Raw genomic sequence first — 24,695 nt, 5'->3', positions numbered from 1 at the left:
TAGCTGGAGCAGGCCTCCGTGGCCCCGGGAGGAGTAATGAAGACACCATTCACCGCTTAAAAAATGCCGCTCATGGCCGCATGTGTGACGGGGAGCACAGAGGGCGAGCGGCAAGCATTAGGCTAGGTTGCGGAACAGCTCTTTGCGGTACGCCCGCCCGGCTGGAGCCCAATGCCGTGCCACACGGAGGGCCCTGCCGTGCGGGTGTCCCGCGCGGCAAAGATCGATGAATGATGAGGTTCACATGTCCCAGGACACTCCCAGCTCCACGGCCACCGTTCCCTCCGCTTCCGCCCAGCCGGCAGGTCAGCAAGGCCACCAGGGCGATGCTTTTGCGAACCTGCTGCATGAGACCCGGGCCTTCCCGCCCTCCCCGGAATTCGCGGCCAACGCCGTTGTCACCGCCGCCGAGTACGGGGAAGCGGATGCCGACCGGCCGGCGTTCTGGGCAAAGAAGGCCCGGGAACTGCTGACCTGGAACAAGGACTTCACCCAGGCGCTGGACTGGTCCGATCCGCCCTTCGCCAAATGGTTTGTGGGCGGTGAACTCAACGCCGCCTACAACGCCCTCGACCGCCACGTCGAAGCCGGCAACGGTGACCGTGTGGCCATCTACTTCGAGGGCGAACCCGGCGACACGCGGACCTACACCTACGCGCAGCTGACCGAAGAGGTGAAAAAGGCGGCCAACGCCTTCGAGTCCCTGGGCGTGGCCAAGGGTGACCGCGTGGCCGTGTACCTGCCCATGATCCCGGAGGCCGTCATTACCCTGCTGGCCTGCGCCCGGATCGGCGCGGTCCACTCAGTGGTGTTCGGCGGTTTCTCCGCCGAAGCACTGCGTTCGCGGATTGACGACGCCGAGGCCAAGCTCGTTGTCACGGCGGACGGCACCTACCGGCGCGGCAAGCCCAGCCCGCTCAAGGCCGCCGTCGATGACGCCCTGGCCCACGACGGCCACACCGTGCAGAACGTGGTGGTGGTCAAGCGCAACGGCCAGGACGTGGACTGGACGGAAGGCCGCGACCACTGGTGGGCTGACACCGTGGGCACGGCAACGGCCGAGCACACGGCGGTGGGCCACGATTCGGAACACCCGCTGTACATCCTCTACACCTCGGGCACCACGGGTAAGCCGAAAGGCATCCTGCACACCACCGGCGGCTACCTCACCCAGACGGCCTACACCCACAAGGCGGTCTTCGACCTCCACCCGGAAACGGACGTCTACTGGTGCACGGCCGACGTCGGCTGGGTCACCGGACACTCCTACGTCGCCTACGCGCCGCTCATCAACGGCGCCACCCAGGTGATGTACGAAGGAACCCCGGACTCCCCGCACCAGGGCCGCTGGTGGGAGATCGTGGAAAAGTACAAGGTCTCCATCCTCTACACCGCGCCCACCGCCATCCGGACCTTCATGAAGTGGGGTTCGGAGATCCCGGCGAAGTACGACCTCTCGTCGCTCCGCGTGCTGGGCTCAGTCGGTGAACCCATCAACCCTGAAGCCTGGATGTGGTACCGCAAGGTCATCGGCGGCGACAAGGCACCCATCGTCGATACCTGGTGGCAGACTGAGACCGGCGCGCAGATGATTGCCCCGCTCCCCGGAGTCACGGCCACCAAGCCCGGCTCGGCGCAGGTGCCGCTGCCCGGGATCGCCGTGGACGTTGTCGACGAAATGGGCCAGTCCGTCCCGAACGGGCACGGCGGCTTCCTGGTCATCCGGGAGCCCTGGCCGTCCATGCTGCGCGGGATCTGGGGTGATCCGGAGCGCTTCAAGGACACCTACTGGTCCCGGTTCGAGAACATGTACTTCGCAGGCGACGGTGCCAAGAGGGACGAAGACGGCGACATTTGGCTGCTGGGCCGGGTGGATGACGTCATGAACGTCTCTGGGCACCGGCTCTCCACCACCGAGATCGAGTCCGCCCTGGTGAGCCACCCGGCCGTGGCGGAGGCCGCCGTCGTCGGTGCCACGGACGAAACCACCGGCCAGGCCGTGGTGGCGTTCGTCATCCTCCGTGGCGACGCCGCCAACAACGGTGACGCCACCGTCCAGGAACTTCGCAACCACGTGGGCAAGGAAATCGGACCGATCGCCAAGCCCAAGAACATCCTGGTGGTCCCGGAACTGCCCAAGACCCGGTCCGGCAAGATCATGCGCCGCCTCCTCAAGGACGTGGCGGAAGGCCGCGATCCGGGCGACGCCACCACCCTCTCGGACCCGACCATCATGCAGCAGATCGCGGCGTCGCTGCGGAAGTAGCGGTATCCGTTTGGCGACGGCGCTGCCCGGTTTGGGTGGCGCCGTCGCCGTATGCTGGGAGCAACCCTGTAATACCAATGAAGGAACCCGCTAACATGCTTGCAGCTGCCCGACACCAGGCCATTGTGGATGCTGTCCAGCGGGAGCGGGTGGTGCGGGTTTCGGACCTGGCCGCGCAGCTGGGTGTGTCGCTGATGACGGTGCGGCGGGACATTGAGCAGCTTGAAGAGGGCGGGAAACTGGAGCGCATCCACGGTGGGGCGAAACTTCCCGGTGACGCCAGTGCCCATGAGCCCGGCTTCGAGTTGAAATCCACACAGTTGACGGCGGAGAAGCGTGCCATTGCCGTAGCCGCTGCGGGGCTGGTGCAGGAAGGCATGGCGGTCGGCTTGAGCGCAGGCACCACCACGTGGGCGCTGGCCCGGGAATTGACCGGCGGCCCGCGCATCACCGTGGTGACCAATTCGATGCGGATTGCCGATCTTTTCCACCCCGGCGGGTCCACCGTGATCCTGATAGGCGGCGAACGCACGCCGTCGGACGCCCTGGTTGGCCCGATCGCCACCGGGGCCCTCAAGCAACTGCACCTGGACGTCCTGTTCCTGGGCGTCCACGGAATGGATGCAGACGCCGGGTTCACCACCCCAAACCTGCTCGAAGCCGAGACGGACCGTGCGTTCGTGGCAGCCGCACGGAAGACGGTGGTCCTTGCCGACCACACCAAGTGGGGCATGTTGGGCATCAGCTCCATCGCAGCACTCGATGACGTGGACGAGGTCATCAGTGATGCGGGGCTCAGCGCCGAGGCCCAGCGCGTCCTTGGCGAACGGGCCAAGCTGCGTGTAGTGCCCGCGTAAGCGCGGTCAGGCTGATCCGCGCCACATGATGGTGGTCTCGAGGACCCGCGGCGTGCCCGGCAGCCCCTGGAGCTGCGCCAGGACGAGTTCAGCGGCGGTGCTCCCCAAAAGGTCAGCCGGCTGGCGGACGGTGGACAGCTGGGGCCTGCAGCGAAGGGCCCAGCTGCTGTCGTCGAAACCCACAATTCCCACATCCTCCGGAACGCGCCGCCCGGCCTCCTGCAATGCCGTCATGGCTCCGGCGGCTACGGCATCCGAGGCCGCGAAAACTCCGTCCAGGTGGGGAGCGCGCCGGAGCAGTTCCTGCATGCCCTCCAACCCGGCAGCGTAGGTGTACAAGGGGTATTCCACCACCAGGTTGGGGTCAAATCGATCGCCCATCGCGGCCCGGAAGCCGGCAAGCCGGTCCTTTCCTGAGTCGCGATCCAAGGCACTGGCGATCATGCCCACCTGTTCCCGCCCTGTTTCCAGCAGCCTTTTGGTGATGCTCCGTGCGGCCTCAACGTTGTCAATGGCGGCGTACGGCAGCGCGGGCGTCCCTTCCGGGTGGCCGACGAAGGCCGCAGGCAAGCCAATGTCCGCTATGGCTGCCGCAATGGGATCGGACGCGCGCGCTGAGATGATGACGGCCCCGTCAACCAGGCCGCCCCGCAGGTAATCCGCCACCCTGCGGCTGTCACGGTCGGAATCAATGATCAGCGAAACCAGTTGGTAGTCAGCCTTCGACAGCACCTCGTTGGCGCCCAGCAGGATGGAGCCAATATTGGGGTCTTCGAACAACAGCGAGTGGGGTTCGTGAATGATCAGCCCGATGGCCCGGGATTCCTGGGTGACCAGGTTGCGGGCTGCGTTGTTGCGGACGTATCCCACCCGGGCGATGGCTTCTTCGACGGCCTGCTTGGCCTCATCGGAGACGTATTTTTCCCCGTTCATGACCCGTGAAACAGTCCCCCGGGAAAGCCCGGCGGCGTCCGCGACATCGTTGATGGTGGCGCGGCGGGCACGGGTGCGTGTCAGCGACATATTTGTACTGTAGCGGAGTCTGGACGGGGTACGTCCTCCCGCAGGCATTGACACGGCCCTGACCGCCGCCGTACTCTGGGAACGTTCCCAGATGACCTGCATCACTATTTGCGGCGCCTGTCTGGGAACGTTCACAGAGATCGTTGAGACAACAGCGTCCAAGAGCAGGGGCTTCCCCGTCTTGCACGTTTGCCGCAAGCCGAAGGAGCAGGGTTGAGCCCCACCAAAACGTCAGTTGCCGAGCTTTCCGGGAACGGACAGCTCGTTTACGGCTGCGACTACAACCCCGAGCAGTGGGATCCCGCCGTCTGGCAGGAAGACGTCCGGCTCATGAAAGAGGCGGGGGTCAACCTCGTTGCGGTCAACATTTTCGGCTGGGCCGAGCTGGAGCCCTCCCCCGGGACCTACTCCTTTGAACGTCTCGACCAGGTGTTGGATTTGCTGCACGCCAATGGCATCGGGGCCAACCTCGGCACCGGGACCTCGTCCACCCCTGCGTGGCTGACAACCCTGCATCCGGAAATCCTCCCGGAGTCCGCAGCAGGAGTCCGGGCATGGCCGGGCGGCCGGCAGGCATGGTGCCCCAGTTCCCCGCGCTACCGGGAGTATGCCCTCCGGCTGGTGGACGAAGTAGCACGACGGTACGGCACGCACCCTGGAGTACGGCTGTGGCATGTTTCAAACGAACTGGGATGTCACAACGCCCTGTGCTACTGCGACGTCTCCGCCGCTGCGTTCCGCACCTGGCTGACTGCGCGCTACGGCACCCTGGATGCCCTCAACAGCGCCTGGGGCACCGCCTTCTGGTCCCAGCGCTACTCCGCCTGGGAGCAAATCCTGCCCCCGCGAATCACGGTCTCCACCAACAACCCCACCCAGCTGCTCGACTTCCACCGCTTCAGCTCCGACGAACTGCTGGGCTACTACCAGGCGGAGGCGGACGTGCTGGGGAAGCACAGCAGCATCCCGGTCACCACCAACTTCATGGTCGCCGCGCACATCCGCAACCAGGACTACTGGGCGTGGGCGCCCCACATGGACATCATCGCCAACGACCACTACCTGGACCACCGGCTCGAGGACCCCACGGGGGAGCTGGCCTTCGCCGCAGACGCCACCCGCGGACTTGCCCAGGGCGAGCCCTGGCTGCTGATGGAACATTCCACCTCTGCCGTGAACTGGCAGCCCCGCAACATTGCCAAGGCCCCGGGCCAGATGCTCCGCAACTCACTCACCCACCTGGCGCGCGGGGCGGACGGACTCTGCTTCTTCCAGTGGCGGGCCTCCGTCCAGGGCAGCGAAAAATTCCACTCGGCCATGCTCCCCCACGCCGGAACAGACTCGCGGGTCTGGCGGGAAGTCAAAGAGCTCGGCCACATCCTCGAAAAGCTCGCCGGGGTGGCCGGCACCACGGTGAAGGCCGAAGCTGCACTGGTTTTCAGCTGGGAAGCGTGGTGGGCCTACGACCAGGAGTCACACCCTTCCTCGGACGTACGGTACTTGGACCAAGTGCACTCCCTCTACAAAGCGCTCTGGGACAACGGCATCACGGTGGACATCGTGGCCCCCGGCTCTGACCTCTCCGGCTACAAGCTGGCACTGGTTCCCGGACTCTACCTCGTCCGTGAACAGGAATCCGCGGCCCTGACAGACTTTGTCAGCAACGGAGGCCACGCCGTGGTTACCTACTTCAGCGGCATTGTCGACGAAAACGACACAGTACTGACCGGCGGCTACCCGGGCGCGTTCCGGGACCTCCTCGGCGTCCGCTCGGAGGAATTCCTGCCCATGCCGCCCGGACAGCTCCTGCCGCTGGATACCGGAGCCACGGCCGCCCTGTGGGCCGAGGCCCTGCGCCTGGAGGGCGCGGAGGCAAAAGCGTCCTTCACTGAGGGCCACCTCACCGGCACCCCGGCGGTGACCCGCAACCGGTACGGCGCCGGGAACGCCTGGTACATCGGCACAGTGCTCGATCCCCAAGCCCTCCGCGATGTTGTGGCCGGAGCCGCCGCCGAAGCCGGTGTCGCTGTGCAGGTAACCGCGGCAGGGCTGGAAGTCATTGCCAGGTCAGACGCGGAGCACACGTACACCTTCCTTATCAACCACTCGGACGATGAGCACAAATACCCTGCACACGGATACGAACTGATCGCGGGGGAAGAAGTCTCCACCGCCGTCGTCATTCCTGCCGGCACCGTGCGCGTCGTCCGCAGCTTCAGCTCAGCACCCCCAACCACTGGCCGCATCACCGGCCTTAAGGATGATGAAAGTGACTAGACACCAAACTGCTCCGGCAATGGCCGCGGGGGCACCGCCAGCCCGGAAACCCAGGACGTCGGCCGCCCAGCGCCGCGCCGTCCTCCTGTTCGTTGCGCCGTTCGGCCTGCTCTTCCTGGCCTTCTATGCGGTGCCGATCGTCTTCGCCGTGGTCCAATCCCTCCTCACCGTGGAACGCAAGGGCACCTTCGGGCCTCCCCAACAGGTCTTCGGCGGACTCGTCCAGTACCAGCAGGTGTTCCAGAACACCGAATTCTGGGAATCCGTGGGCCGCGTCCTGCTCTTCGGAGTGGTCCAGGTGCCGATCATGCTCGGTCTTGCCCTCCTGTTTGCCTTGCTGCTCGATTCGCCCCTCCTGAAGGGTAAGAAGTTCTTCCGGCTGGCATTTTTCGCCCCCTACGCAGTACCGGGCGTTATCGCCGCGATCATGTGGGGCTTCCTCTACTCCCCGTCGCTTTCCCCCTTCGGCGCCGTTACGTCACAGGTGAACTTCCTCTCCGCGGACCTGGTCCTCTGGGCCATCGCAAACATCGTGACCTGGGTCTACGTCGGCTACAACATGCTGATCATCTACTCGTCGCTGCTGGCCATCCCCACGGAGATCTACGAGGCAGCAAAACTGGACGGCGCCAGCAACCTGCAGATCGCCTGGCGGATCAAGATACCGCTCGTGGTTCCGGCCATCATCCTTACCGGAGTGTTTTCCATCATCGGGACCCTCCAGCTCCTTGCCGAGCCGCAGACCCTTCGCAGCTTCAGTTCCGCCATCAGCAGCACGTTCACTCCGAACCTGGCCGTCTACACAACGGCGTCGGTGCCGAACTACAGCCTGGCAGCAGCGTTCTCCGTGGTGCTGGCGCTGGCCACATTCGTTCTTTCCTTCGTCTTCCTCAAGGCGACCCAGCGGAAGGTTTCCCAGTGAGCGCAGCAACAGCCGTGACCACAACCAAGAAGACGTCCCCCGTATCCGGCAGCCCCCGGGGCCCGCGGCACAGCATCATGTCCCGCGGTGCGGCGATGCTCATCATGGGTGTCTTCACGCTCTACTTCCTGACCCCCATCTGGTGGCTGCTGGTCTCCTCCTCCAAAACGGGAGGGGACATCACCGGCACGGCGCCGCTCTGGTTCACCGCGGACTCCATCCCCACGTTCTTTGCCAACCTTGGCAACCTCTTCACCTACAGCGACGGTGTCTTTGGCCGGTGGCTTCTGAACAGTGCGCTCTACGCCGGCCTCGGCGCCCTGCTGGGCACCGTCATCGCCGCCATGTGCGGCTATGCCTTGGCCAAGTACGAATTCCGCGGCCGGGAGGCCATCTTCAACGTCGTACTCAGCGGCGTCCTGGTCCCCGCCACAGCCCTGGCCCTCCCCCTGTTCCTGATCTTCAGCCAGGTGAAACTGACCAACACCCTCTGGGCCGTCTTCCTGCCCAGCCTCGTCAGCCCGTTCGGCGTCTACCTCGCGCGGATCTATGCCGCTGCAAGTGTTCCCACGGAACTGCTGGAGGCTGCGCGCCTCGATGGTTCCTCGGAAGCCAGGACGTTCTTTACCGTGTCCACCCGCCTGATGGCTCCCGCCCTGGTCACCATCTTCCTGTTCCAGTTCGTCGCCATCTGGAACAACTTCTTCCTGCCCCTGATCATGCTGCGGGACCAGGCCCTGTTCCCGGTCACGCTGGGACTGTACGCATGGAACAGCCAAATCAGCCAGATTCCGGAGCTGCGGGTCCTGGTCATCGTCGGCGCCCTGGTGTCGATCCTTCCGCTCATCGCGACGTTCCTGGCGCTGCAGCGCTTCTGGAGCAGCGGCCTGGGCGCCGGCAGCGTCAAATAACCCCCTGCAGATTCCCCCCATTACACGTCCCGCGGCGCCCCGCCCCGGTACACCCACCCCACTAATAAGGAATAGAAATGCGCGTGCGTTACGGAAAAGCCACTGCCGCCTTTGCCATAGTCTCGGCGCTGTCCCTTGCGGGCTGCTCCAGCGGCGGAAGCACCTCCGCGTCCCAGGACACGTCCTGCAAGCCCTCCTCCGGACCGGTCGAATTGTCATTCACCACCTGGGTACCCGGCATGGACAAGGTGGTGGACCTCTGGAACAAGGACCACCCGGACATCAAGGTGAAGGTCCAGACGGGCCCCAACGGCAACTCGGGCACATACCAGAACTTCTTCAACCAGCTGCAGGCCGGCAACGCCCCGGACCTGGGCCAGATCGAATACGATGCGCTGCCGAACTTCCGGGTCCAGGACGGCCTGGAGAACATAGCCGCATGTGAGGGAGTAGCCGGCGCCAAGGACAAGTTCGTCGACTGGACCTGGGGCCAGGTGACGTTCGGGGAGGACAAGGCCGTCTACGCGATCCCGCAGGACAGCGGTCCAATGGCGATGTTCTACCGGGCCGACCTCTTCAAGGAGGCGGGCATCAAGGTCCCCACCACGTGGGACGAATATGCTGCAGCGGCTGAGCAGATCAGGGCCCGCGGCTCCTACATCACCAACTTCCCCCGCAGCGACGTCAACTGGTTCGCCGGCAATGTCTGGCAGGCGGGCGGGCAGTGGTTCTCCAACGCCAACGACAAGTGGGAAGTCAACCTGACCGGCAAGGAGTCCGAGAAGGTGGCCAACTACTGGCAGAAGCTGCTGGAGAAGGGCCAAGTATCCACCCTTCCCTCCTTCTCCGATGAGTGGAATGCCTCCTTCAACAAGGGCCAGCAGTGGACCTGGGTTTCTGCCGTGTGGGGCGCCTCAACCCTGCAGAGCGGAGCGCCGGATACGGCCGGGAAGTGGGCGGTTGCCCCGATGCCTCAGTGGGAAGCCGGCGGAAAGGCCGCAGGCAACTGGGGAGGTTCCTCCACTGCAGTCCTGAAGGGCTCAAAGCACCCCTATGAAGCGTCCAAGTTCGCCCTGTGGTTGAACACCGATCCCGAGGCGCTGGCGCTGGCCAATAAGCTTGGCGGCCTCTACCCCGCTGCGAAGTCGGCCAAGGACCTGGGCGCCTTCTCCGGCGGCGTGGACTACTTCGGCGCCCAGAAGATATACGACGTCTTCGCCGACGCGTCCTCCAACGTGAACCCCAACTTCACCTGGGGGCCCACCATGACCAAGACGTACACTGACGTTTCCGACGGTTTCGGCAAGGCAACGGGCGGCAGCGGTACCCTTCTGGATGCCCTCAAGAATGGTCAGGCGAAAACCATCGAAGCCCTGAAGTCGCAGTCCATCCCCGTCAAGGAGTAACTGCAGGGCTCCCCATGAGGGAGGATTCCCTCACCAAAAAGGTCACCATCCCCGCGGCCGGCGGGGATGGTGACGTTGTTCCGGTAAACCGCCGGCACAGTCGACATCCCATTAGGAGAAGTGATGGACCCCCTGTACCTCCGTTCCGCCGGCACCAGCCTGCTGGTCAGCTTCGACAGCGGGGAGGCCGAGGTCATCCACTGGGGCGCCGACCTGGGAGCAGACGTGCCGGACCTCGGCATCCTGGGCGCTCCGGTGGGGCATTCCTCCATTGACGCCCACGTTCCAGCCGGCCTCCTCCCCTCGGCCGCTTCCGCCTGGCGGGGCCGGCCTGCCCTGCGCGGCCATCGCATCACCGCCGGCGCCGCCGGCTTCGACTTCTCGTCCCGCCTCCGCGTCACCTCCGTGAACACTGAGGGTGCCGCCGCCACCATCGTGCAGGCCGACGCCGACGCCGGGCTCAGTGTCTCCTCCTCCCTTAAGCTTCACGACGGCGGCCTGCTGGAACTGCGCCACACCGTCACCAATGACGGCACCACCCCGTTCCAGGTGGACGAGCTGGCCACCGTCCTCCCGGTGGCACCGGACGCCGTCGAACTCCTGGACCTGACCGGGCGCTGGTGCCGGGAACGCCACCCGCAGCGGCACCGGATCCAGCAAGGCACGTGGGTCCGGACCGGACGGCACGGCCGCACCGGCCACGATTCCTCCCTGCTGTTCGCCGCCGGCACCCAGGGGTTCGGCAACCGGCATGGCAAAGTCTGGGCGACGCACCTGGCCTGGAGCGGCAACCACGAACAGTTCGCGGACACCATCGGTGACGGCCGGACCATGATCGGCGGCTCGGAGCTGCTGGGCCCCGCGGAAGTCACCCTGGAACCGGGTGGCAGCTACACCACCCCGGCACTGTTCGCCGCCTACTCGGACCGCGGCCTGGACGGCATCACCGAAGCCTTCTACAGCTGGTTCCGCTCCCGCCCCCACCACGTGCTGCCCGCCGCGTCCACCGGCCTGCCCGCAGGCAAACCGCGCCCCGTGGTGCTCAACACGTGGGAGGCCGTGTACTTCGACCACGACCTGGACACGCTGATTGAACTGGCGGAGTCCGCGGCCGGCCTGGGCGTGGAGCGCTTCGTGCTTGACGACGGCTGGTTCCGGGGCCGCCGTGACGACCACGCCGGGCTGGGAGACTGGTATGTCGACGGGACCGTCTGGCCGGACGGGCTGGCCCCGCTGATCAACGCGGTCACCTCGCGTGGCATGGAGTTCGGGCTGTGGGTCGAGCCGGAAATGGTGAACCTGGACTCGGACGTGGCCCGGGCGCATCCGGACTGGATCGTGGGCCCCTCCGCCGCCGCGCACAAGGACGGCGGCCGGCTTCCCCTGGAGTGGCGCAACCAGCACGTCATCGACCTGGTGAACCCGGAGGCGTGGCAGTACGTCTTTGACCGGATCGATGCGCTCCTGGCCGGGAACAACATCAGCTACCTGAAGTGGGACCAGAACCGTGACCTGGCCGAACACGGCCACGCCGGCCGCCCCTCGGTCCACGCACAGACCCTGGCCGCGTACCGCCTGTTTGACGAGCTCCGGAAGGCCCATCCCGGCGTGGAAATTGAGAGCTGCTCTTCCGGCGGCGGACGTGTCGACCTGGGCATCCTGGAGCGGACCGACCGTATCTGGGCTTCCGACTGCAACGACGCGCTGGAGCGGCAGACCATCCAGCGCTGGACCGGTGCGGTGGTTCCGCCCGAATTGGTGGGCAGCCACATCGGCCCAACCACCTCGCACACCACGGCCCGCACCCACGACCTGTCCTTCCGGGCCATCACGGCACTGTTCGGTCATTTCGGCATGGAGTGGGACATCCGAAGCGTCCAGGGCAAGGACCGCGAAGAGCTGCGGCGCATCGTGGGGCTGTACAAGGAGCACCGGGGCCTGATCCACAGCGGCCGCCGGGTCCACGCCGACCTCGCCGACGACTCATTGCTCCTGCACGGTGTGGTGGCCGGTTCTGCCGGGGACGGCATCGACGTCCAGGAAGGGACGACGGCGGCGCTGTTCGCCCTGGTCAGCACGCGCACCTCGGCAGCGGAGGCACCGGGCCGCATCGGCATCCCGGGGCTCGACGCCGGCCGCAGCTACCGGGTGGAAGCGCTCTTCCCCACCACGGACGACGCCGACCATGCCCACACGTTCACGCAGGTCGAGCCGCCCGCCTGGCTGTCCGGCGGCGCAGAGGCCAGCGGCAGGTTCCTGGCAGAGGTGGGGCTGCCCATGCCCATCCTCAACCCGGAGCACGCAGTACTGCTGAAGGTCACGGCCCTGTAGCAAACCCAATACCCCATCGATTGCTCCGTAGGTGTCGTTTTGGAGCTTCAGAACGACAAGTACTCAGCAGTCGATGGTGTATGCCGGCGTAAGAATGCGCGGCGGGGAGGGCCAACCGATAGATTTGCAGGCATGACTGAAGCCTCCTCCACCGTCGAAGCCGGCCGCGGCACCATCCTCGTAATCAATGGCCCCAACTTGAACATGCTGGGTACGCGGGAGCCGGAAAAGTACGGCACCTCCACCCTTGCCGACGTCGAACAGCTGGCTGCGGCCGCCGGGAAGAACCACGGATTCGCCGTGGAGTGCGTCCAGTCCAACCATGAAGGCGTCCTGTTGGACGCCATCCACGCAGCCCGGGGCGCCGCCGTGGGAATCGTCCTGAACGCGGGCGCCTTCACGCACACCTCCGTGGCACTTCGTGACGCCCTGGCAGCCGTGCAGCTTCCCGCCGTCGAGGTTCACATCACCAACGTGCACCAGCGGGAGGAATTCCGGCACCACTCCTACCTGTCGCCGGTCTGCGCGGCAGTAATCGTGGGTGCTGGAGTGTTCGGCTACAAGCTCGCCATCGACTACCTGGCAGAGGTCCTCTAGCCGGACGGACGGGGCGCCCTTACTTCTGGATGCAGTGCCCTATTTCTGGATGCACTGACCGGAGGACACGGGGGAGGCCAGCGACGGCGCCTGCTCCGCGACGGGGTCCAGGTCATTCATGGTGATGGCGAACCCCACCTCGGCGTCCGAGGTTGCCTTGGCGAAGATTACGCCTGCCACCTGGCCGTCGGTGGTGAGCAGCGGGCCGCCGGAATTGCCCGGCTGGACGTCCCCGGCAAGGCGGTAGATGTCCTCCGGCGCGGGATTGTTGCCGTAGATGTCCGGGACCAGGACGGTGGCAATGTCCTGGACGGTGGCGGGCTTGGACTGGAACGGGCCGCCGTGCGGGTACCCGGCGAACGCAGCCTGGCTGCCGCCGGGCAGGTCGCGGCTCAGTTGCAGCGGCTGGGACGGCAGGTTGTCCACGGCCAGGACTGCAAGGTCGCGCCGGGTGTCGAAGTAGACCACGCGCCCGGGCATGGCCCCGCCGTCGGGCATTTCCACCACCGGCTGCGACACGCCGGCCACCACGTGCGCGTTGGTTACCACGCGGTCTTCCGAGACGACGAACCCACTGCCGGTCTGGTTCTGGCCGCATTCATAGGCCGTGCCTGCGATCCTCAGGACGGACTGGGCAGCCCGGTTGAGCGCGGGTGTATTGGTGCTGGTGTTGGGCACCTGGACGGCCTGGCCCTGGTCCAGCCCTTCGAGCAGGGTGGGAATGCCGTTGCCGATCACCGTGGACCGCAGCTCCGCCATGGTGGCCTTGACCGGGGTGGGCGTCAGCCCGTCGATGAATCGGATCACCTTGGACTCAGCCAGCTGCTGGGACACCACGGGCACGCCGAGCGAGCTGACGCTGAATGCCAGCATGGACATCACCAGGGCGGACACCACAAGGTTCAGCGCCCCGCCCACCAGCCGGTCCACCGCCCGCAGCGGCCTGATCCGCACCACGCCGCGGAGTTGGCGCCCCACCATGGTTCCCAGGCCATGCCCCAGTGCCATCAGGACGACGGCGGCAGCGATGATGGCGGTGAGCCTCCACCCGGAGTCCTCAACGAAGGTGCTGACGAGCGGGACGGCAAAGAAAGCGGCAATGGCGCCGGCGGCAAAGCCTGCGAGGCCGCCGACTGTGACCAGGAACCCATTGCGGAGGCCGTAGACGAGGTATGACAGCAGCGCCAGGATCAGGACAATGTCCAGGACAGTCAGGCCGACCACAAAGGCTCCTTATTTACAGTTGAACCACCATTCTAGTGGCGGACGCTGACAATCTTCTGTGGGGTGCAGCGGCCTCCGGCGGACCGCCGGCGGGCTGCCTGCGGGCGTTTCCCATGCCAAGTTCGTCACAGAACCTTGAAAATTCTGAAACAATGGCAAAAGCGCCCACAGCCGATACTTTTACTCAGGAGATTTCATGGACATCGAGGTACTGCGCCGAGCACCCCTTTTCGCCACGCTCGACGACGACGCATTCCGGCTGCTGACGGACGAACTCACCGAGGTGGACCTTTCCCGCGGCGCATCGGTGTTCCGCGAAGGTGACCAGGGTGACCAGCTGTACTTCATCGTCTCCGGCAAGGTGAAGCTCGGCCGCACGTCCCCGGACGGCCGTGAGTCGCTCCTGGCCATCCTCGGCCCCGGCGAGCTCTTCGGCGAGATGGCGCTGTTTGATCCCAGCCCCCGCACCGCCACCGCCACCGCGGTGTCCGAAACCCGGCTGGCCGGGCTCAAGAACGAGAGCCTGAACGCCCTGCTGCGCACCCGCCCCGAGGTCTCGGCCCAGCTGCTGCAGGCCCTGGCCCGCCGCCTGCGCCGCACCAACGACTCCCTCTCGGACCTCGTCTTCTCGGACGTCCCGGGCCGCGTGGCCAAGGCCCTGCTGGACCTTGCCGACCGCTTCGGCCGCCCGGCCACTGACGGCGTCCTGGTGGCGCACGAGCTCACGCAGGAAGAACTGGCGCAGCTGGTGGGCGCCTCCCGCGAAACCGTCAACAAGGCCCTGGCCGAGTTTGTCCAGCGTGGCTGGCTCCGGCTCGAGGCCCGCGCCGTGGTGATCCTGGACATGCAGCGCCTCCGCCAGCGCTCCCGCTAGGACCGTAAAAAAGGCCGCCCCACGGGGCGGCCTTTTTTGTTGCGCAGCTGCGGGAGTCAGTTCTTCACCACGTCCAGTTCGACGACGGCCCACGACAACGCAGGAAGGCTGAGCCGCAGCTCAGAGCCGTTTGCCTTGGCACCCTCCAGCGGCTTCAGGCCCACGCGGTCCTGGTTGTCCTGGTTGTTGATGGTGAAGCGGTCACCGCCGTCAGGGATTTCCAGCACTTCCGCCCTGACCACCCGCTGCGCGTCGAAGCCCCGCAGGCTGACCTCCACGTCCGCCGCCTCCTCGAGCCCGCGATTGGCAAGGAACAAGGCCACCCGGCCCGTCTCCTCGTTCCAGGTGGCGCTCACATCGACCAGGTCCGTATCGCCAAACCGGGTATTGGCGTACTTGTCGGAGTCGACGGACAACCGCAGGATCTGGCCCTTCGCCAGTTCCGCCATCCTGGAGAACGGGTGGAAGATCGTTTGCCGCCAGGCCGGACCGTTCTCCTCGCTGAAGATGGGGGCGATGACGTTGACCAGCTGCGCCTGGTTGGCGATCTTGACCCGGTCGCCGTGCCGGAGCAGCGAGTTGAGCAAAGTTCCGACGACGACGGCGTCCGTCACGTTGTACTTGTCCTCGATGACCCGGGGGTGCTCACGCCAGCCGGCCTTGGACACGTTGTGCGGCTGGTCCTCCGTGTCCAGGCCCCGCTGGTACCAGACGTTCCATTCGTCGAAGGACAGGTTGATGTGCTTCTTGTGCTTGCCCTTGGCGCGGACCGCGTCTGCGGTGGCAATGACCGATTCGATGAAGTAGTCGGCGTCCACTGCGCTGGCCAGGAAGCTGCCGACGTCCCCGTCGTGCTCCTGGTAGTAGGCGTGCAGGGAAACATAGTCGACTTCGTCGTAGGCGTGGGTCAGGACGGTCTGCTCCCAGGCTCCGAACGTGGGCATCCGCGAGTTGGAGCTTCCGCAGGCCACCAGTTCGATGTCCGGGTCAACGAACCGCATGGCCTTGGCCGCCTCCTGGGCCAGCCGGCCGTACTCCTCTGCCGTCTTGTGGCCGATCTGCCAGGGGCCGTCCATTTCATTGCCCAGGCACCAGAGCTTGATGTTGAAGGGGTCCTTGTGGCCGTTTTTGGCGCGCAGGTCCGAAAGGCGGGTGCCGCCCGGGTGGTTGGCGTATTCGACGATGGCGCGGGCTGCGTCCACTCCCCGGGTTCCCAGGTTGATGGCTTCCATGATTTCGGTACCGGCCTGGCGGGACCAGTCCACGAACTCGTGGAGGCCGAAGGCGTTGGTTTCCAGGGTGTGCCAGGCCCCGTCAAGCCTGCGCGGCCGGTCTTCGCGGGGGCCAATTCCGTCTTCCCAGTCGTAGCCGGAGACGAAGTTGCCGCCGGGATAGCGGACCACTGTGGCGCCAAGCTCCTTGACGAGTTTGAGGACGTCCTGGCGGAAGCCGTTTTCGTCGGCCTCCGGGTGGCCCGGTTCGTAGATGCCGGTATAGACGCAGCGGCCCATGTGCTCCACGAAGGAGCCAAAAAGGCGCCGGGGCACTTCGCCGATGGTGAAGTCGCGGTCGAGGGTGATTCTGGCGCGGGACATAAGAATGATCTCCTTGGTTGAACGTCAGGCAGGTGGTGGAAAGCGACGGTGGGCGTCAGGTGCCGGCGAGTCCCGTCGTCGCAACGCCCTTGATGATCTGGCGCTGGAAGAACAGGAAAAGCAGGATCAGCGGCAGGGCCGCGAGCAACGCGGACGCCATGTTCTGGGCGTACTGGATGCCGTAGGCGCTCTTGATGGTCTGCAACCCCACGGGGAGGGTCAGGACGGACCCGTCGTTGGTGGCGATGAACGGCCAGAGGAAGTTGTTCCAGGCGCCGATGAACACGAAGATTGCCACGGCCGCGAGGATGGGGCGGGACAGCGGAAGGATGACCTGGAGGAAAATCCGCATCCGGCTGGCGCCGTCCATGACCGCGGCTTCTTCGAGTTCGCGCGGGATCTGGTCGAAGAACTTCTTGAGCACAAACACCATGGCGGGATGGATGACCTGCGGCAGGATGATGGCCCAGGAGGTATCGATCATATGCAGTGCCACCATTTGGTAGAACAGCGGGATGATCAGGACCGGCGGGGGAACGATGATGGACGCGATGATCACGGTCATCAGGACCTTCTTGCCCCGGAAGTCGATGCGGGACAGCGCGTAGGCCACCAGCGCGGAAATGACCAGCGTGATCACTGTGATGGCCGCCGAGGTGTACAGGGAGTTCCAGGTCCAGAGCGGGATGTTGCCGTCCTGGAACACCTTGACGAACGCATCGGCGGTGAAGCCCGACGGCGGGATCCAGCTGATTTTCGGAGCGGCGGCATCAGTTTCGCTCTTGAAAGCGGTGGCGGTTGCCCAGGCAAAGGGCACCATCCAGAGGACGGCCAGCAGGGCGGCGACTGCCAGGACCGCAACGCGGCCGGGGCTCATCCTGCGGCCGTTCCTGCCGCCGGCGGACGGCGTGGCCGTGGAGGGAACAGGGCGGGCGAGGGTTTCAGTTGCCATGGCTATGCACTCCTGCGGCGGGTGATGAGGAACTGGATGACCGAGACAGCCACGATCAGTCCGAAGAAGATGTAGGAGATGGCTGCCGAGTAGCCCAGGCGGTATCCGGTAAAGCCGGTTTCGAAGATGTACTGCACCACGGGCCGGGTGGCGCCGCCGGGGCCGCCGGCTGTCATTTGGTAGACCTGGTCGAAAATCTTCAGCGAGGCCAGGATCTGGAGGAGCACGATCATCACGGTGGTGGGGGCCAGCTGCGGCAGGGTGATGGAGAAGAACTGCCGCCAGGCACCGGCGCCGTCCAGCGACGCCGCCTCATAATGCTGGGCGGGGATGTTCTGCATCGCCGCCAGGTACAGGAGGAAGTTGAAGCCCACCGTCCACCACAGTGTGGCGATGACGATTGCCCACATCGCGACGCCGGGGTCGTTCAGCCACGCAACTTTCGGCAGCCCTATTTTGGCCAGCGAGTCGTTGATCAGGCCCAACTGGGGGTTGTACATCCAGGTGAAGAACAGGGAGACAACGGTGGAGGCCAGCAGGTACGGGGCAAAGTAGGACAGCCGCCACAGCCATTGCGCGGGCAGTCCGACATTGACCAGGGCGGCCATCACCAGGGCGACGACCACCAGCGGGACGGTGCTGATGACCGTGAAGTAGAGGGTGTTGCCCAGCGAATGCCACATGTCGGAGTCGGCGAGGGCTTCGCTGTAGTTCGCCAGCCCAATCAGGCTGTCGTTGGCGCCGGTAAGGGACTTGCCGGTCAGGCTCATGTACAGCCCGTAAAGGAGGGGCCAGACGAGGAAGACCAGGAAGAATGCCAGGAACGGTGCGGCGAAGGCCCAGCCGTTGAGGTTGTCCCTGCTTCCCTGGGAACGGGACCCGGCGGTCCTGGACCCCGCCTGCCTGGACATTCTTTGGCGGGACAGCCCGGGCAGCGAACCCGCCGGACCCTCGCTGCTGTGTGAAGTTGCTACGGAACTCATTTGGACTCCTGTGTCGCTTGGCGGTTCAAACCGGGTTGGGACGGGAAAGCAGGGTATTGGTGCGCCGCACGAAGGCATCCCAGCCATCAGTTGCCTTGTCGCGGCCGAGGAGCACGTTCTGCACGGTCTCCGCAAAGTACGTTTGCCAGTCGGAGCCCGATCCGCTGAACCAGGCCTCCGGGTCGTAGGCGATGATGTCTGCGGCGTTGGCGTAGTGGATCTGGGGCGTGAGTTCGCGGTAGGCCTGGGATTGCACCACCGGCTGGAAGGCGGGGATATGCCCTGCCTCAGCCCAGGACAGCGAGCCCTTGAGGATGTCGCTGACGAATTTGTAGACGTCGCGGCGCTTGGCGTCGTCGACGTTCAGCTGCCGGGGAAGCACGAAGGAATGCGAGTCAGCGTAGGCGGCCGGCGTTCCAAACAGCGTGGGGATGGTGGCGGCGTCAACGGGCAGGTTTGCCTTCTTGAAGGTGGGCAGCTCCCAGACCCCGCTGAAGAGCATGCCTGATCCCCCGCGGGCGAATTCCGCGATGCCGGTGCTGATGTCGCCGCTTTGCGCCGCGATGGTGTCATCGAACAGGGAGGTCATGAATTCCAGGGACTCAACGGCGGCCTCGTTGTCGGCCACCATTGGCTTGCCGGGGGTCAGTTCCATGCTTGCCCCGTGCTGCCGGTAGAGGGTGTAGAAAAGGCGCCACATCTGTGACCCGCTGCCGAGGTACCCGAAGGACAGACCGTGCGCCTGGGTCACTTTCTGCATTTCACGCGCGATGCTGATGAATTCCTGCGGGGACTTCGCTTCCTGCAACTGCCCGTTGCTGCCAAGCAGTCCTGCCTTTCCCGCCACGTCACGGTTGTAGAACATGACAAAGGGGTGCGAATCCAGGGCGATGGAGAAGACTTTGCCGTTGTTCTGGCTCTTGTCCCAGATCCTGGGCGCGAAGCTCTGGCTGGTGACGCCGAACTCTGACAGCAGGTCCAGGTCCCATGGGTCGATCAGGCCGCCGGGCGCATAGCCGGGAACGCGGCTGGCATGCATGATGGCCAACTGCGGCGGACGGCCGCCGGCCGATGCCATGGCCAGCTTGGTGTAGTACGGCGGCCCCCAGGCAAGAACTGTCGGGTGCACCTTGAACGCGGGGTTGGCGTCGTTCACCTTGCTGATCATGTTCTGCATCTTGATGCCGTCGCCACCGGACAGGAGATGCCAGAACTGGATGTCCCTGGGGGCCGCGGCGGAGGCATTTCCGCCGCACCCGGACAAGGCCGCCGCGGCGAACACGCTTCCCAACGCTGCGCTTCCGGACAACAGCCGGCGCCTGGACAGTTGCCTGTCGTCGAAAAAATCAAACTGCTTCACCCGTCACTCCTTTGGATGGGTCCGCTGAAAGTCATTCCGTTGCCACAACCGTTGCTGCCGGGTGTCCCTCATCGCAGTCCCGCAAGCTCCGGTGTGACGCACGCCTCACATTACATCGATGTAATGTGTCCCGCAACGAAAATTGTTAGCGTTCGCAAAGTGATTCCGCTGTCTCGCTTCGACGCCACGCCAGTGGCAGGCGCTGCGCGCAGGGCCTAGGAAGAGGTGCTTTCCCGCTCCACGACTTCGTAATCGACGGCCACCACCCGCTGCGGGCCCTCGCGGTCCTGCATGCGTTCGGTGAGGAGCCGCAGGGCCTCGCTGGCCACCCTGCGCTTGTCGAACGAGACTGTGGTCAGTGACGGCACCGCGTACTTCGCATCCGCGATGTCGTCGAAACCCGCAACGGCCACATCGTCGGGAACCCGAAGGCCGCGCTTCCACAACACGCTCAGGGCACCGATCGCCATGGAATCGGTGAAACAGAACAGCGCCTCGGGCACCGGGTGCGCGTCAAGGTAGGCGGAAAGAGCATGGGCTGCCGTATCCGGGCTCCACTTTTCGCACGGGATGATCAACGAGTCGTCCCAGGGGATGCCGAGTTCGCCAAGCGCGGCCTGGTACCCGCGGGTGCGGAGGACGGCTGCCGCGGAGCCCCTGCCCTCGGCGGCGCCCAGGACCGCGATACGCCGCCTGCCCGTCCTGCCGAGCGCCAGTGTCATGTCACGGGCGGCGGCGACGCTGTCCACCCACACACGGTCGGCCAGCTTCTGGGACACTTCCCCAAGCAGGACCACGGGGGGCAGGGCGACGCCCACCTTGACGGCACTCTCGTCCAGCACCACGGGGTTGAGGATCAACCCGTCTATCAGGTTGGAGCGCGCGCGGGACATCAATTCGTACTCGCGGGTGGGATCGGATCCCGTCTCCTCGATCTGCACGCTCCAGCCCTGTTCATGGGCTACTTCCACCACGCTGTGCGCAATTTCGGCAGAATACGGCGTGGCCAGGTCCGGCAATGCCAGGGCAATGACGCCAGACCTGCCGTTGCGCAATCCCCGGGCCGAGAGGTTGGGCACGTAATCCAGTTCCGCCATGGCCTGCTCCACCTTGAACCTGGTGGGGGCGCTGACGGGAACAATTCCGTTCATGACGTTCGAGACCGTCTTTGGCGAAACCCCGGCGAGGCGCGCGACGTCCTTGACCGTTGCGCGCAAACGCGCCCCCTTGCTCCCGGTGTGGTTTTGCTGACGAGTTTATACTCCGGCCCGGCGAAGCATCAGCGCTCGCGCTGGTGGTCCCCCGCCACGGTCTTGGCCGCTTCGACTTCAAGCATGAGCCTGCCGTCCTCTTCGACCAGGACCGGCTGGTACACGTGCGGCTTGCGCTTGTAGCTCAGATACGCGATGCAGCCGTTGGCCGTCGCCATCTTCTCGAGCATGATCTCGGAACCCGGCACAAGCAGTTCACCCAGGGGCCGGCCCACGGTGTTCTCCTGGCCTGCCTCGTCACCGAGCTTGCTGGTGTTCCGCTCGTGGACCACCTCCGCGGCGTTCACCCACCTGCCCCACACGCCTTTGCCCTCAAGCAGCGACGGTTCCTGGCCAAGCGGCTGGGTGGCTGCAAAGTAGCGGGTGTCGAACCTGCGGTGTGCAAAGTCGGGGCTGCGCCAGTTGACCAGGGACTTGAGCAGGTCGGTGCGCAGGGAGAGCCCGCGCTTGCCCAGCACCTGGGCCAGGGTCTTCTCCTGGTCCGCAACCGCAACGCGTGCACGCATCCATTCGGAGGTTGAGGTGGCTTCGACCGTGTTGGACATGTCCGGGCCGGCCAGCAGGATGCCTGTTTCCTCGAAGAGCTCCCGGATGGCGCCCACCACGTGGCGCCGCGCCAGCCCGACGTCGTCCGTTCCCATCTGCTCAGCCCAGTGCTGCGGCGACGGGCCCAGCCAACCCATGGGCTCGTCGTCGGACGGGTCAAGGGACCCACCGGGGAACGCGAGGACCCCCAGCGGCGAGGAGCCGGGCCGGTAACCCAGCCACGTCTCCAGGCCGGTGGGGGAATCACGCAGGAGGACTACGGATGATGCGTAACGGGCGGCCCTGGGGGTCCGCTCGCCGTGTTCGAGCCAGCTTTGTGCTGCCCCTTCAAGATCCTGGGGCAGTGCAAAAAGGCGTCGTGCGAGGTGAGGCAAGGGAAGTGTCCGGTCTTAGCTGAATTCGGCGATCAGCTCGACCTCTACGGGAGAGTCGAGCGGAAGAACGGCAACGCCGACGGCGGAACGTGCGTGCTGCCCGGCGTCGCCAAGGACGCGGCCCAGCAGTTCCGAAGCGCCGTTGACAACCGCGGGCTGGCCCGTGAACGTCGGGTCCGAGGCGACGAATCCCACAACTTTGACGATGCGGGTGATGCGGTCAAGGTCCCCGATTACGCTCTTGACGGCAGCCAGTGCGTTGACCGCGCAGACAGCCGCGTAGCGCTGGGCGTCCTCCGGGGAAACGGTGGGTTCGTCGGCGAACCCTTCCGTACCGGCGGACACCTTGCCCGTAGCTTCGAGTTTGCCGTTAATAAACGGCAGCTGGCCCGAGGTGTACACGTGGCTGCCGGAGACGACGGCAGGGACGTAGGAGGCTACCGGGGCGGCAACCTCGGGAAGGGTGAGGCCAAGTTCGGCGAGGCGCTGTTCGACGGCGGATGCCGGCGCCGTTGCGGCGCTGGACTGGGCTTCTGCGGGGGTGCTCATGCTACTGCTTCTCCCTCTTGAGGTAGGCGACAAGGCCGTTGCCGTCAGGTCCGGGGACTACCTGGACGAGCTCCCAGCCGTCCTCTCCCCACTGGTCCAGGATCTGCTTTGTGGCGTGGATGATGAGCGGAATCGTCGCGTACTCCCATTTGGTCATGAGAGAAAGCGTAGCCCTTGCCGGTAAAGTGGAAAACATGGCGACTCGCAACAACCCCTTATTCGACACTGCCACCACACTGGGTAAGATCCTTCTTTTCCTTGGTGTGAGCGCGATTTGCGGTGTCCTCGTGGCGGGCCTGCTGGTCCCTGCCGCCGCCGTCTCCGGCAGCGCGGCAAGCGGTTCCATCGATTTCTTCGATTCCCTTCCGGCGGAACTGAAGGTTGATCCGCCGAGCCAGACCACCAGGATCCTGGCTGCCGACGGCAGCGAGATCGCCAGCGTGTACACAGAGAACCGCACAAAGGTTCCGCTGGACCAGATTTCGCCGAACATGAAGAATGCCATCATCGCGGTGGAGGACAGCAGGTTCTACGAGCACGGCGGTGTGGACACCACCGGCATCCTCCGCGCGCTGGTCGCCACCGCCCGCGGCAACAAGCAGGGTGCGTCCACCATCACGCAGCAGTACGTCAACAACGTCCTCAACGCCAACCTCGCAGCCGCCGGCGAAGAGGACCAGATCAAGCTCAACGGCGTCAACAAAGGCGTGGGCGACAAGCTCCGCGAAATGAAGCTCTCCATCGCGCTGGAGAAGGAGTTCACCAAGGACCAGATCCTTGAGGGCTACCTGAACATCGTGTTCTTCAACCGTGACGCCTACGGCATTGAAGCGGCGTCCCACTACTTCTTCAGCACCACCGCCAAGGACCTGACCCTGCCGCAGGCGGCGCTCCTGGCAGGCCTGGTAAACAGCCCGTCCGCGTTCGATCCGATCACAAACCCGGAGAAGTCCAAGCAGCGCCGTGACCTGGTGCTGGGCCTGATGAAGGACCAGAACAAGATCACCGCGGAGGAGTACCAGGCCGCCGTGGCCACGCCGGTGGAGCCCAAGGTGACCCAGCCGAAGCAGGGCTGCGCCTACGCCGCTTCCGCCCCGTACTTCTGCGACTACATCCTGCACCTGCTGGAGAACAACCCGGCCTACGGAGCGGACGTCAAGGAACGCCAGCGCCTGATCTACGGCGGCGGCCTGACCATCACCACCACCCTTGACCCCAACGCCCAGGCCACGGCCCAGGAACAGGTCAACGCCGCCACCGGGGCCAACCCCGATAAGTGGGGCTCCTCGATGGTGTCTGTGCAGCCGGGTACAGGCAAGATCGTCTCGATGGCCCAGAACACCACGTTCCTGCCCGGCCAGGGCTTTGATTCCCAGTTGAACTTCAATGTGGACAAGCTGGACAAGGACGGCAACGACCTCAACGGCGTGGGCGGTTTCCAGCCCGGATCCACCATGAAGCCCTTCACCTTCGCCGAGTGGCTCAATGAGGGGAAGACCATGAACACGGTGGTCAACGCAGCCCAGCGCGTCTATCCGCTCAACTACCCGTGGAAGAACACCTGCGGCAAGGTCAACGGCGCGTACAACACGGCGCAGAAGTCCTTGGGCGCTGCGGACGACCTCCAGAACGCTGAGCCGCAGTGGTACCGCCCGCTCACCGTCCTTGAGGGCCTCTACAACTCCATCAACACCGTGACGTTCGCGTCGGCAGCGCAGCTGGACTTCTGCGGCATCCAGAAGATCGTCGACGCCGTGGGCCTGCACAGCGGACTGCCCTCGGCAGACGGCAGCGAACCGCACCCCAAGGTGGACATGATGACCTTGGGCAACCTGCTCGGTTCCACCCAGACGTCACCGCTCACCATGGCCAGTGCATTCGCCACGTTTGCGAATGACGGCAAGTACTGCGAACCCATCGCCATCACCTCGGTTGTGGACGCCACCGGCAAGCAGCTCCCGGCGCAGTCCAGCAGCTGCCGCGATGCCATCAAGCCCGAGGTTGCCCGCGGCGTGAACTACGCGCTGCAGGAAGTCATGAACCAGGGCTCCGGCTCCCTGATCCGGCCGCGCCTTTCGACCAAGACCAGCTTCCCCATCGGCGCCAAGACCGGTACCTCCAACAACAACGGTTCCACCTGGGTTGTCGGCCACACCACCGGCCTGGCCACTGCCGCCTGGTTCGGTGACCCCCTGGGCGGTCAGAGCCGCGCGGGACAGAACATCACCGTCAACGGCAAGTTCTACCCGGGCATCGACGGTTACATGATCGCCGGGCCGATGTTCTCCAACTTCATGACCAAGATCGCTCCGGCGTACGGGACCAACCCGTTCCCCGCGCCCCCGAGCAACATGATCAACGGCACCACCCGCAACAC

20 protein-coding genes are annotated in these 24,695 nt (G+C 65.3%); 10 read left to right on the top strand and 10 right to left on the bottom strand.

Features of this window, described 5'->3' with window-relative positions; translation table 11 throughout:
* Positions 1 to 244: 244 nt before the first annotated feature.
* Both acs and BACI349Y_RS04125 read left to right on the top strand, forming a co-directional pair.
* Positions 245 to 2,266 carry an acetate--CoA ligase gene (gene acs / locus BACI349Y_RS04130; protein ID WP_159630718.1) on the top strand — a complete coding sequence of 674 codons (2,022 nt, stop codon included), beginning with the start codon at positions 245 to 247 and terminating at the stop codon, positions 2,264 to 2,266.
* A gap of 95 nt (positions 2,267 to 2,361) precedes the next feature.
* Positions 2,362 to 3,123 carry a DeoR/GlpR family DNA-binding transcription regulator gene (locus BACI349Y_RS04125; protein ID WP_159630716.1) on the top strand — a complete coding sequence of 254 codons (762 nt, stop codon included), beginning with the start codon at positions 2,362 to 2,364 and terminating at the stop codon, positions 3,121 to 3,123.
* A gap of 6 nt (positions 3,124 to 3,129) precedes the next feature.
* On the opposite strand, the gene BACI349Y_RS04120 is transcribed toward BACI349Y_RS04125, so the two are convergent.
* Complete coding sequence (locus BACI349Y_RS04120; protein ID WP_159630714.1) at positions 3,130 to 4,146, bottom strand: LacI family DNA-binding transcriptional regulator; 1,017 nt, start codon at positions 4,144 to 4,146, stop codon at positions 3,130 to 3,132.
* Positions 4,147 to 4,359: 213 nt separating this feature from the next.
* Between BACI349Y_RS04120 and BACI349Y_RS04115 the strand changes: the two genes are divergently transcribed.
* The 6 genes from BACI349Y_RS04115 (at position 4,360) to aroQ (ending at position 12,590) form a co-directional block, all read left to right on the top strand.
* The gene (locus BACI349Y_RS04115) at positions 4,360 to 6,423 is read left to right on the top strand and encodes a beta-galactosidase (protein WP_159630712.1); all 2,064 of its coding nucleotides are present in this window, start codon (positions 4,360 to 4,362) and stop codon (positions 6,421 to 6,423) included.
* A complete protein-coding gene (locus tag BACI349Y_RS04110; RefSeq protein ID WP_159630710.1) occupies positions 6,410 to 7,345 on the top strand; it encodes a carbohydrate ABC transporter permease in 936 nt (311 codons plus the stop codon). The genes BACI349Y_RS04115 and BACI349Y_RS04110 overlap by 14 nt, the downstream gene beginning before the upstream one ends.
* 77 nt (positions 7,346 to 7,422) lie before the next feature.
* Positions 7,423 to 8,256, top strand: a complete 834-nt coding sequence (locus tag BACI349Y_RS04105; protein ID WP_159635169.1) for a carbohydrate ABC transporter permease — start codon at positions 7,423 to 7,425, stop codon at positions 8,254 to 8,256.
* A gap of 77 nt (positions 8,257 to 8,333) precedes the next feature.
* Complete coding sequence (locus tag BACI349Y_RS04100; RefSeq protein ID WP_159630708.1) at positions 8,334 to 9,662, top strand: ABC transporter substrate-binding protein; 1,329 nt, start codon at positions 8,334 to 8,336, stop codon at positions 9,660 to 9,662.
* 123 nt (positions 9,663 to 9,785) lie between these two features.
* Positions 9,786 to 11,993, top strand: coding sequence for an alpha-galactosidase (locus BACI349Y_RS04095; protein WP_159630706.1), 2,208 nt, complete (start codon positions 9,786 to 9,788; stop codon positions 11,991 to 11,993).
* A gap of 132 nt (positions 11,994 to 12,125) precedes the next feature.
* Complete coding sequence (aroQ, locus tag BACI349Y_RS04090; protein ID WP_159630704.1) at positions 12,126 to 12,590, top strand: type II 3-dehydroquinate dehydratase; 465 nt, start codon at positions 12,126 to 12,128, stop codon at positions 12,588 to 12,590.
* 39 nt (positions 12,591 to 12,629) lie between these two features.
* Here the strand turns inward: aroQ and BACI349Y_RS04085 are convergent, their stop codons facing one another.
* Positions 12,630 to 13,814 carry a MarP family serine protease gene (locus BACI349Y_RS04085; RefSeq protein WP_159630702.1) on the bottom strand — a complete coding sequence of 395 codons (1,185 nt, stop codon included), beginning with the start codon at positions 13,812 to 13,814 and terminating at the stop codon, positions 12,630 to 12,632.
* A 196-nt stretch (positions 13,815 to 14,010) separates the two neighbouring features.
* Here BACI349Y_RS04085 and BACI349Y_RS04080 point away from each other — a divergent pair, with 196 nt between their 5' ends.
* The gene (locus BACI349Y_RS04080; RefSeq protein ID WP_011775987.1) at positions 14,011 to 14,688 is read left to right on the top strand and encodes a Crp/Fnr family transcriptional regulator; all 678 of its coding nucleotides are present in this window, start codon (positions 14,011 to 14,013) and stop codon (positions 14,686 to 14,688) included.
* A 56-nt stretch (positions 14,689 to 14,744) separates the two neighbouring features.
* On the opposite strand, the gene arfA is transcribed toward BACI349Y_RS04080, so the two are convergent.
* The 8 genes from arfA to BACI349Y_RS04040 all read right to left on the bottom strand — a co-directional run bounded on the left by arfA (position 14,745) and on the right by BACI349Y_RS04040 (position 22,475).
* Positions 14,745 to 16,283, bottom strand: a complete 1,539-nt coding sequence (arfA, locus tag BACI349Y_RS04075; RefSeq protein ID WP_159630700.1) for an arabinosylfuranosidase ArfA — start codon at positions 16,281 to 16,283, stop codon at positions 14,745 to 14,747.
* A 55-nt stretch (positions 16,284 to 16,338) separates the two neighbouring features.
* Positions 16,339 to 17,235 carry a carbohydrate ABC transporter permease gene (locus tag BACI349Y_RS04070; protein WP_159630698.1) on the bottom strand — a complete coding sequence of 299 codons (897 nt, stop codon included), beginning with the start codon at positions 17,233 to 17,235 and terminating at the stop codon, positions 16,339 to 16,341.
* 2 nt (positions 17,236 to 17,237) lie between these two features.
* Positions 17,238 to 18,146, bottom strand: coding sequence for a carbohydrate ABC transporter permease (locus BACI349Y_RS04065; RefSeq protein ID WP_159635166.1), 909 nt, complete (start codon positions 18,144 to 18,146; stop codon positions 17,238 to 17,240).
* Positions 18,147 to 18,243: 97 nt separating this feature from the next.
* Positions 18,244 to 19,578, bottom strand: a complete 1,335-nt coding sequence (locus BACI349Y_RS04060; protein WP_159630696.1) for an extracellular solute-binding protein — start codon at positions 19,576 to 19,578, stop codon at positions 18,244 to 18,246.
* Positions 19,579 to 19,793: 215 nt separating this feature from the next.
* Positions 19,794 to 20,795, bottom strand: coding sequence for a LacI family DNA-binding transcriptional regulator (locus BACI349Y_RS04055; RefSeq protein ID WP_159630694.1), 1,002 nt, complete (start codon positions 20,793 to 20,795; stop codon positions 19,794 to 19,796).
* Positions 20,796 to 20,857: 62 nt separating this feature from the next.
* Positions 20,858 to 21,769 (bottom strand): NUDIX hydrolase, encoded by a 912-nt coding sequence (locus BACI349Y_RS04050; protein ID WP_159630692.1) that lies wholly within the window; start codon positions 21,767 to 21,769, stop codon positions 20,858 to 20,860.
* Positions 21,770 to 21,784: 15 nt separating this feature from the next.
* The gene (locus BACI349Y_RS04045; RefSeq protein ID WP_159630690.1) at positions 21,785 to 22,318 is read right to left on the bottom strand and encodes a RidA family protein; all 534 of its coding nucleotides are present in this window, start codon (positions 22,316 to 22,318) and stop codon (positions 21,785 to 21,787) included.
* 1 nt (position 22,319) lies between these two features.
* On the bottom strand, positions 22,320 to 22,475 hold the full coding sequence (locus tag BACI349Y_RS04040; protein WP_009359196.1) for a DUF4177 domain-containing protein: 156 nt from the start codon (positions 22,473 to 22,475) through the stop codon (positions 22,320 to 22,322).
* Between the two features lie 37 nt (positions 22,476 to 22,512).
* On the opposite strand from BACI349Y_RS04040, the gene BACI349Y_RS04035 reads away from it, so the two are divergent.
* The coding region (locus BACI349Y_RS04035) for a transglycosylase domain-containing protein (RefSeq protein ID WP_201302387.1) at positions 22,513 to 24,695 on the top strand (2,183 nt) is incomplete at its 3' end.

The organism is Arthrobacter sp. 8AJ (assembly GCF_902506025.1).
In the GTDB taxonomy this organism is placed as follows: Bacteria; Actinomycetota; Actinomycetes; order Actinomycetales; family Micrococcaceae; genus Arthrobacter.
Note: the sequence above shows the minus strand (reverse complement) of the source record. Positions and strands in the feature narration are given on the sequence as shown.

Coding starts and splice junctions, on each gene's coding strand:
- acs (WP_159630718.1), top strand. CDS start 245: ATGTCCCAGGACACTCCCAGCTCCACGGCCACCGTTCCCTCCGCTTCC.
- BACI349Y_RS04125 (WP_159630716.1), top strand. CDS start 2,362: ATGCTTGCAGCTGCCCGACACCAGGCCATTGTGGATGCTGTCCAGCGG.
- BACI349Y_RS04120 (WP_159630714.1), bottom strand. CDS start 4,146: ATGTCGCTGACACGCACCCGTGCCCGCCGCGCCACCATCAACGATGTC.
- BACI349Y_RS04110 (WP_159630710.1), top strand. CDS start 6,410: ATGAAAGTGACTAGACACCAAACTGCTCCGGCAATGGCCGCGGGGGCA.
- BACI349Y_RS04105 (WP_159635169.1), top strand. CDS start 7,423: ATGTCCCGCGGTGCGGCGATGCTCATCATGGGTGTCTTCACGCTCTAC.
- BACI349Y_RS04100 (WP_159630708.1), top strand. CDS start 8,334: ATGCGCGTGCGTTACGGAAAAGCCACTGCCGCCTTTGCCATAGTCTCG.
- BACI349Y_RS04095 (WP_159630706.1), top strand. CDS start 9,786: ATGGACCCCCTGTACCTCCGTTCCGCCGGCACCAGCCTGCTGGTCAGC.
- aroQ (WP_159630704.1), top strand. CDS start 12,126: ATGACTGAAGCCTCCTCCACCGTCGAAGCCGGCCGCGGCACCATCCTC.
- BACI349Y_RS04080 (WP_011775987.1), top strand. CDS start 14,011: ATGGACATCGAGGTACTGCGCCGAGCACCCCTTTTCGCCACGCTCGAC.
- arfA (WP_159630700.1), bottom strand. CDS start 16,283: ATGTCCCGCGCCAGAATCACCCTCGACCGCGACTTCACCATCGGCGAA.
- BACI349Y_RS04070 (WP_159630698.1), bottom strand. CDS start 17,235: ATGGCAACTGAAACCCTCGCCCGCCCTGTTCCCTCCACGGCCACGCCG.
- BACI349Y_RS04065 (WP_159635166.1), bottom strand. CDS start 18,146: ATGTCCAGGCAGGCGGGGTCCAGGACCGCCGGGTCCCGTTCCCAGGGA.
- BACI349Y_RS04045 (WP_159630690.1), bottom strand. CDS start 22,318: ATGAGCACCCCCGCAGAAGCCCAGTCCAGCGCCGCAACGGCGCCGGCA.
- BACI349Y_RS04040 (WP_009359196.1), bottom strand. CDS start 22,475: ATGACCAAATGGGAGTACGCGACGATTCCGCTCATCATCCACGCCACA.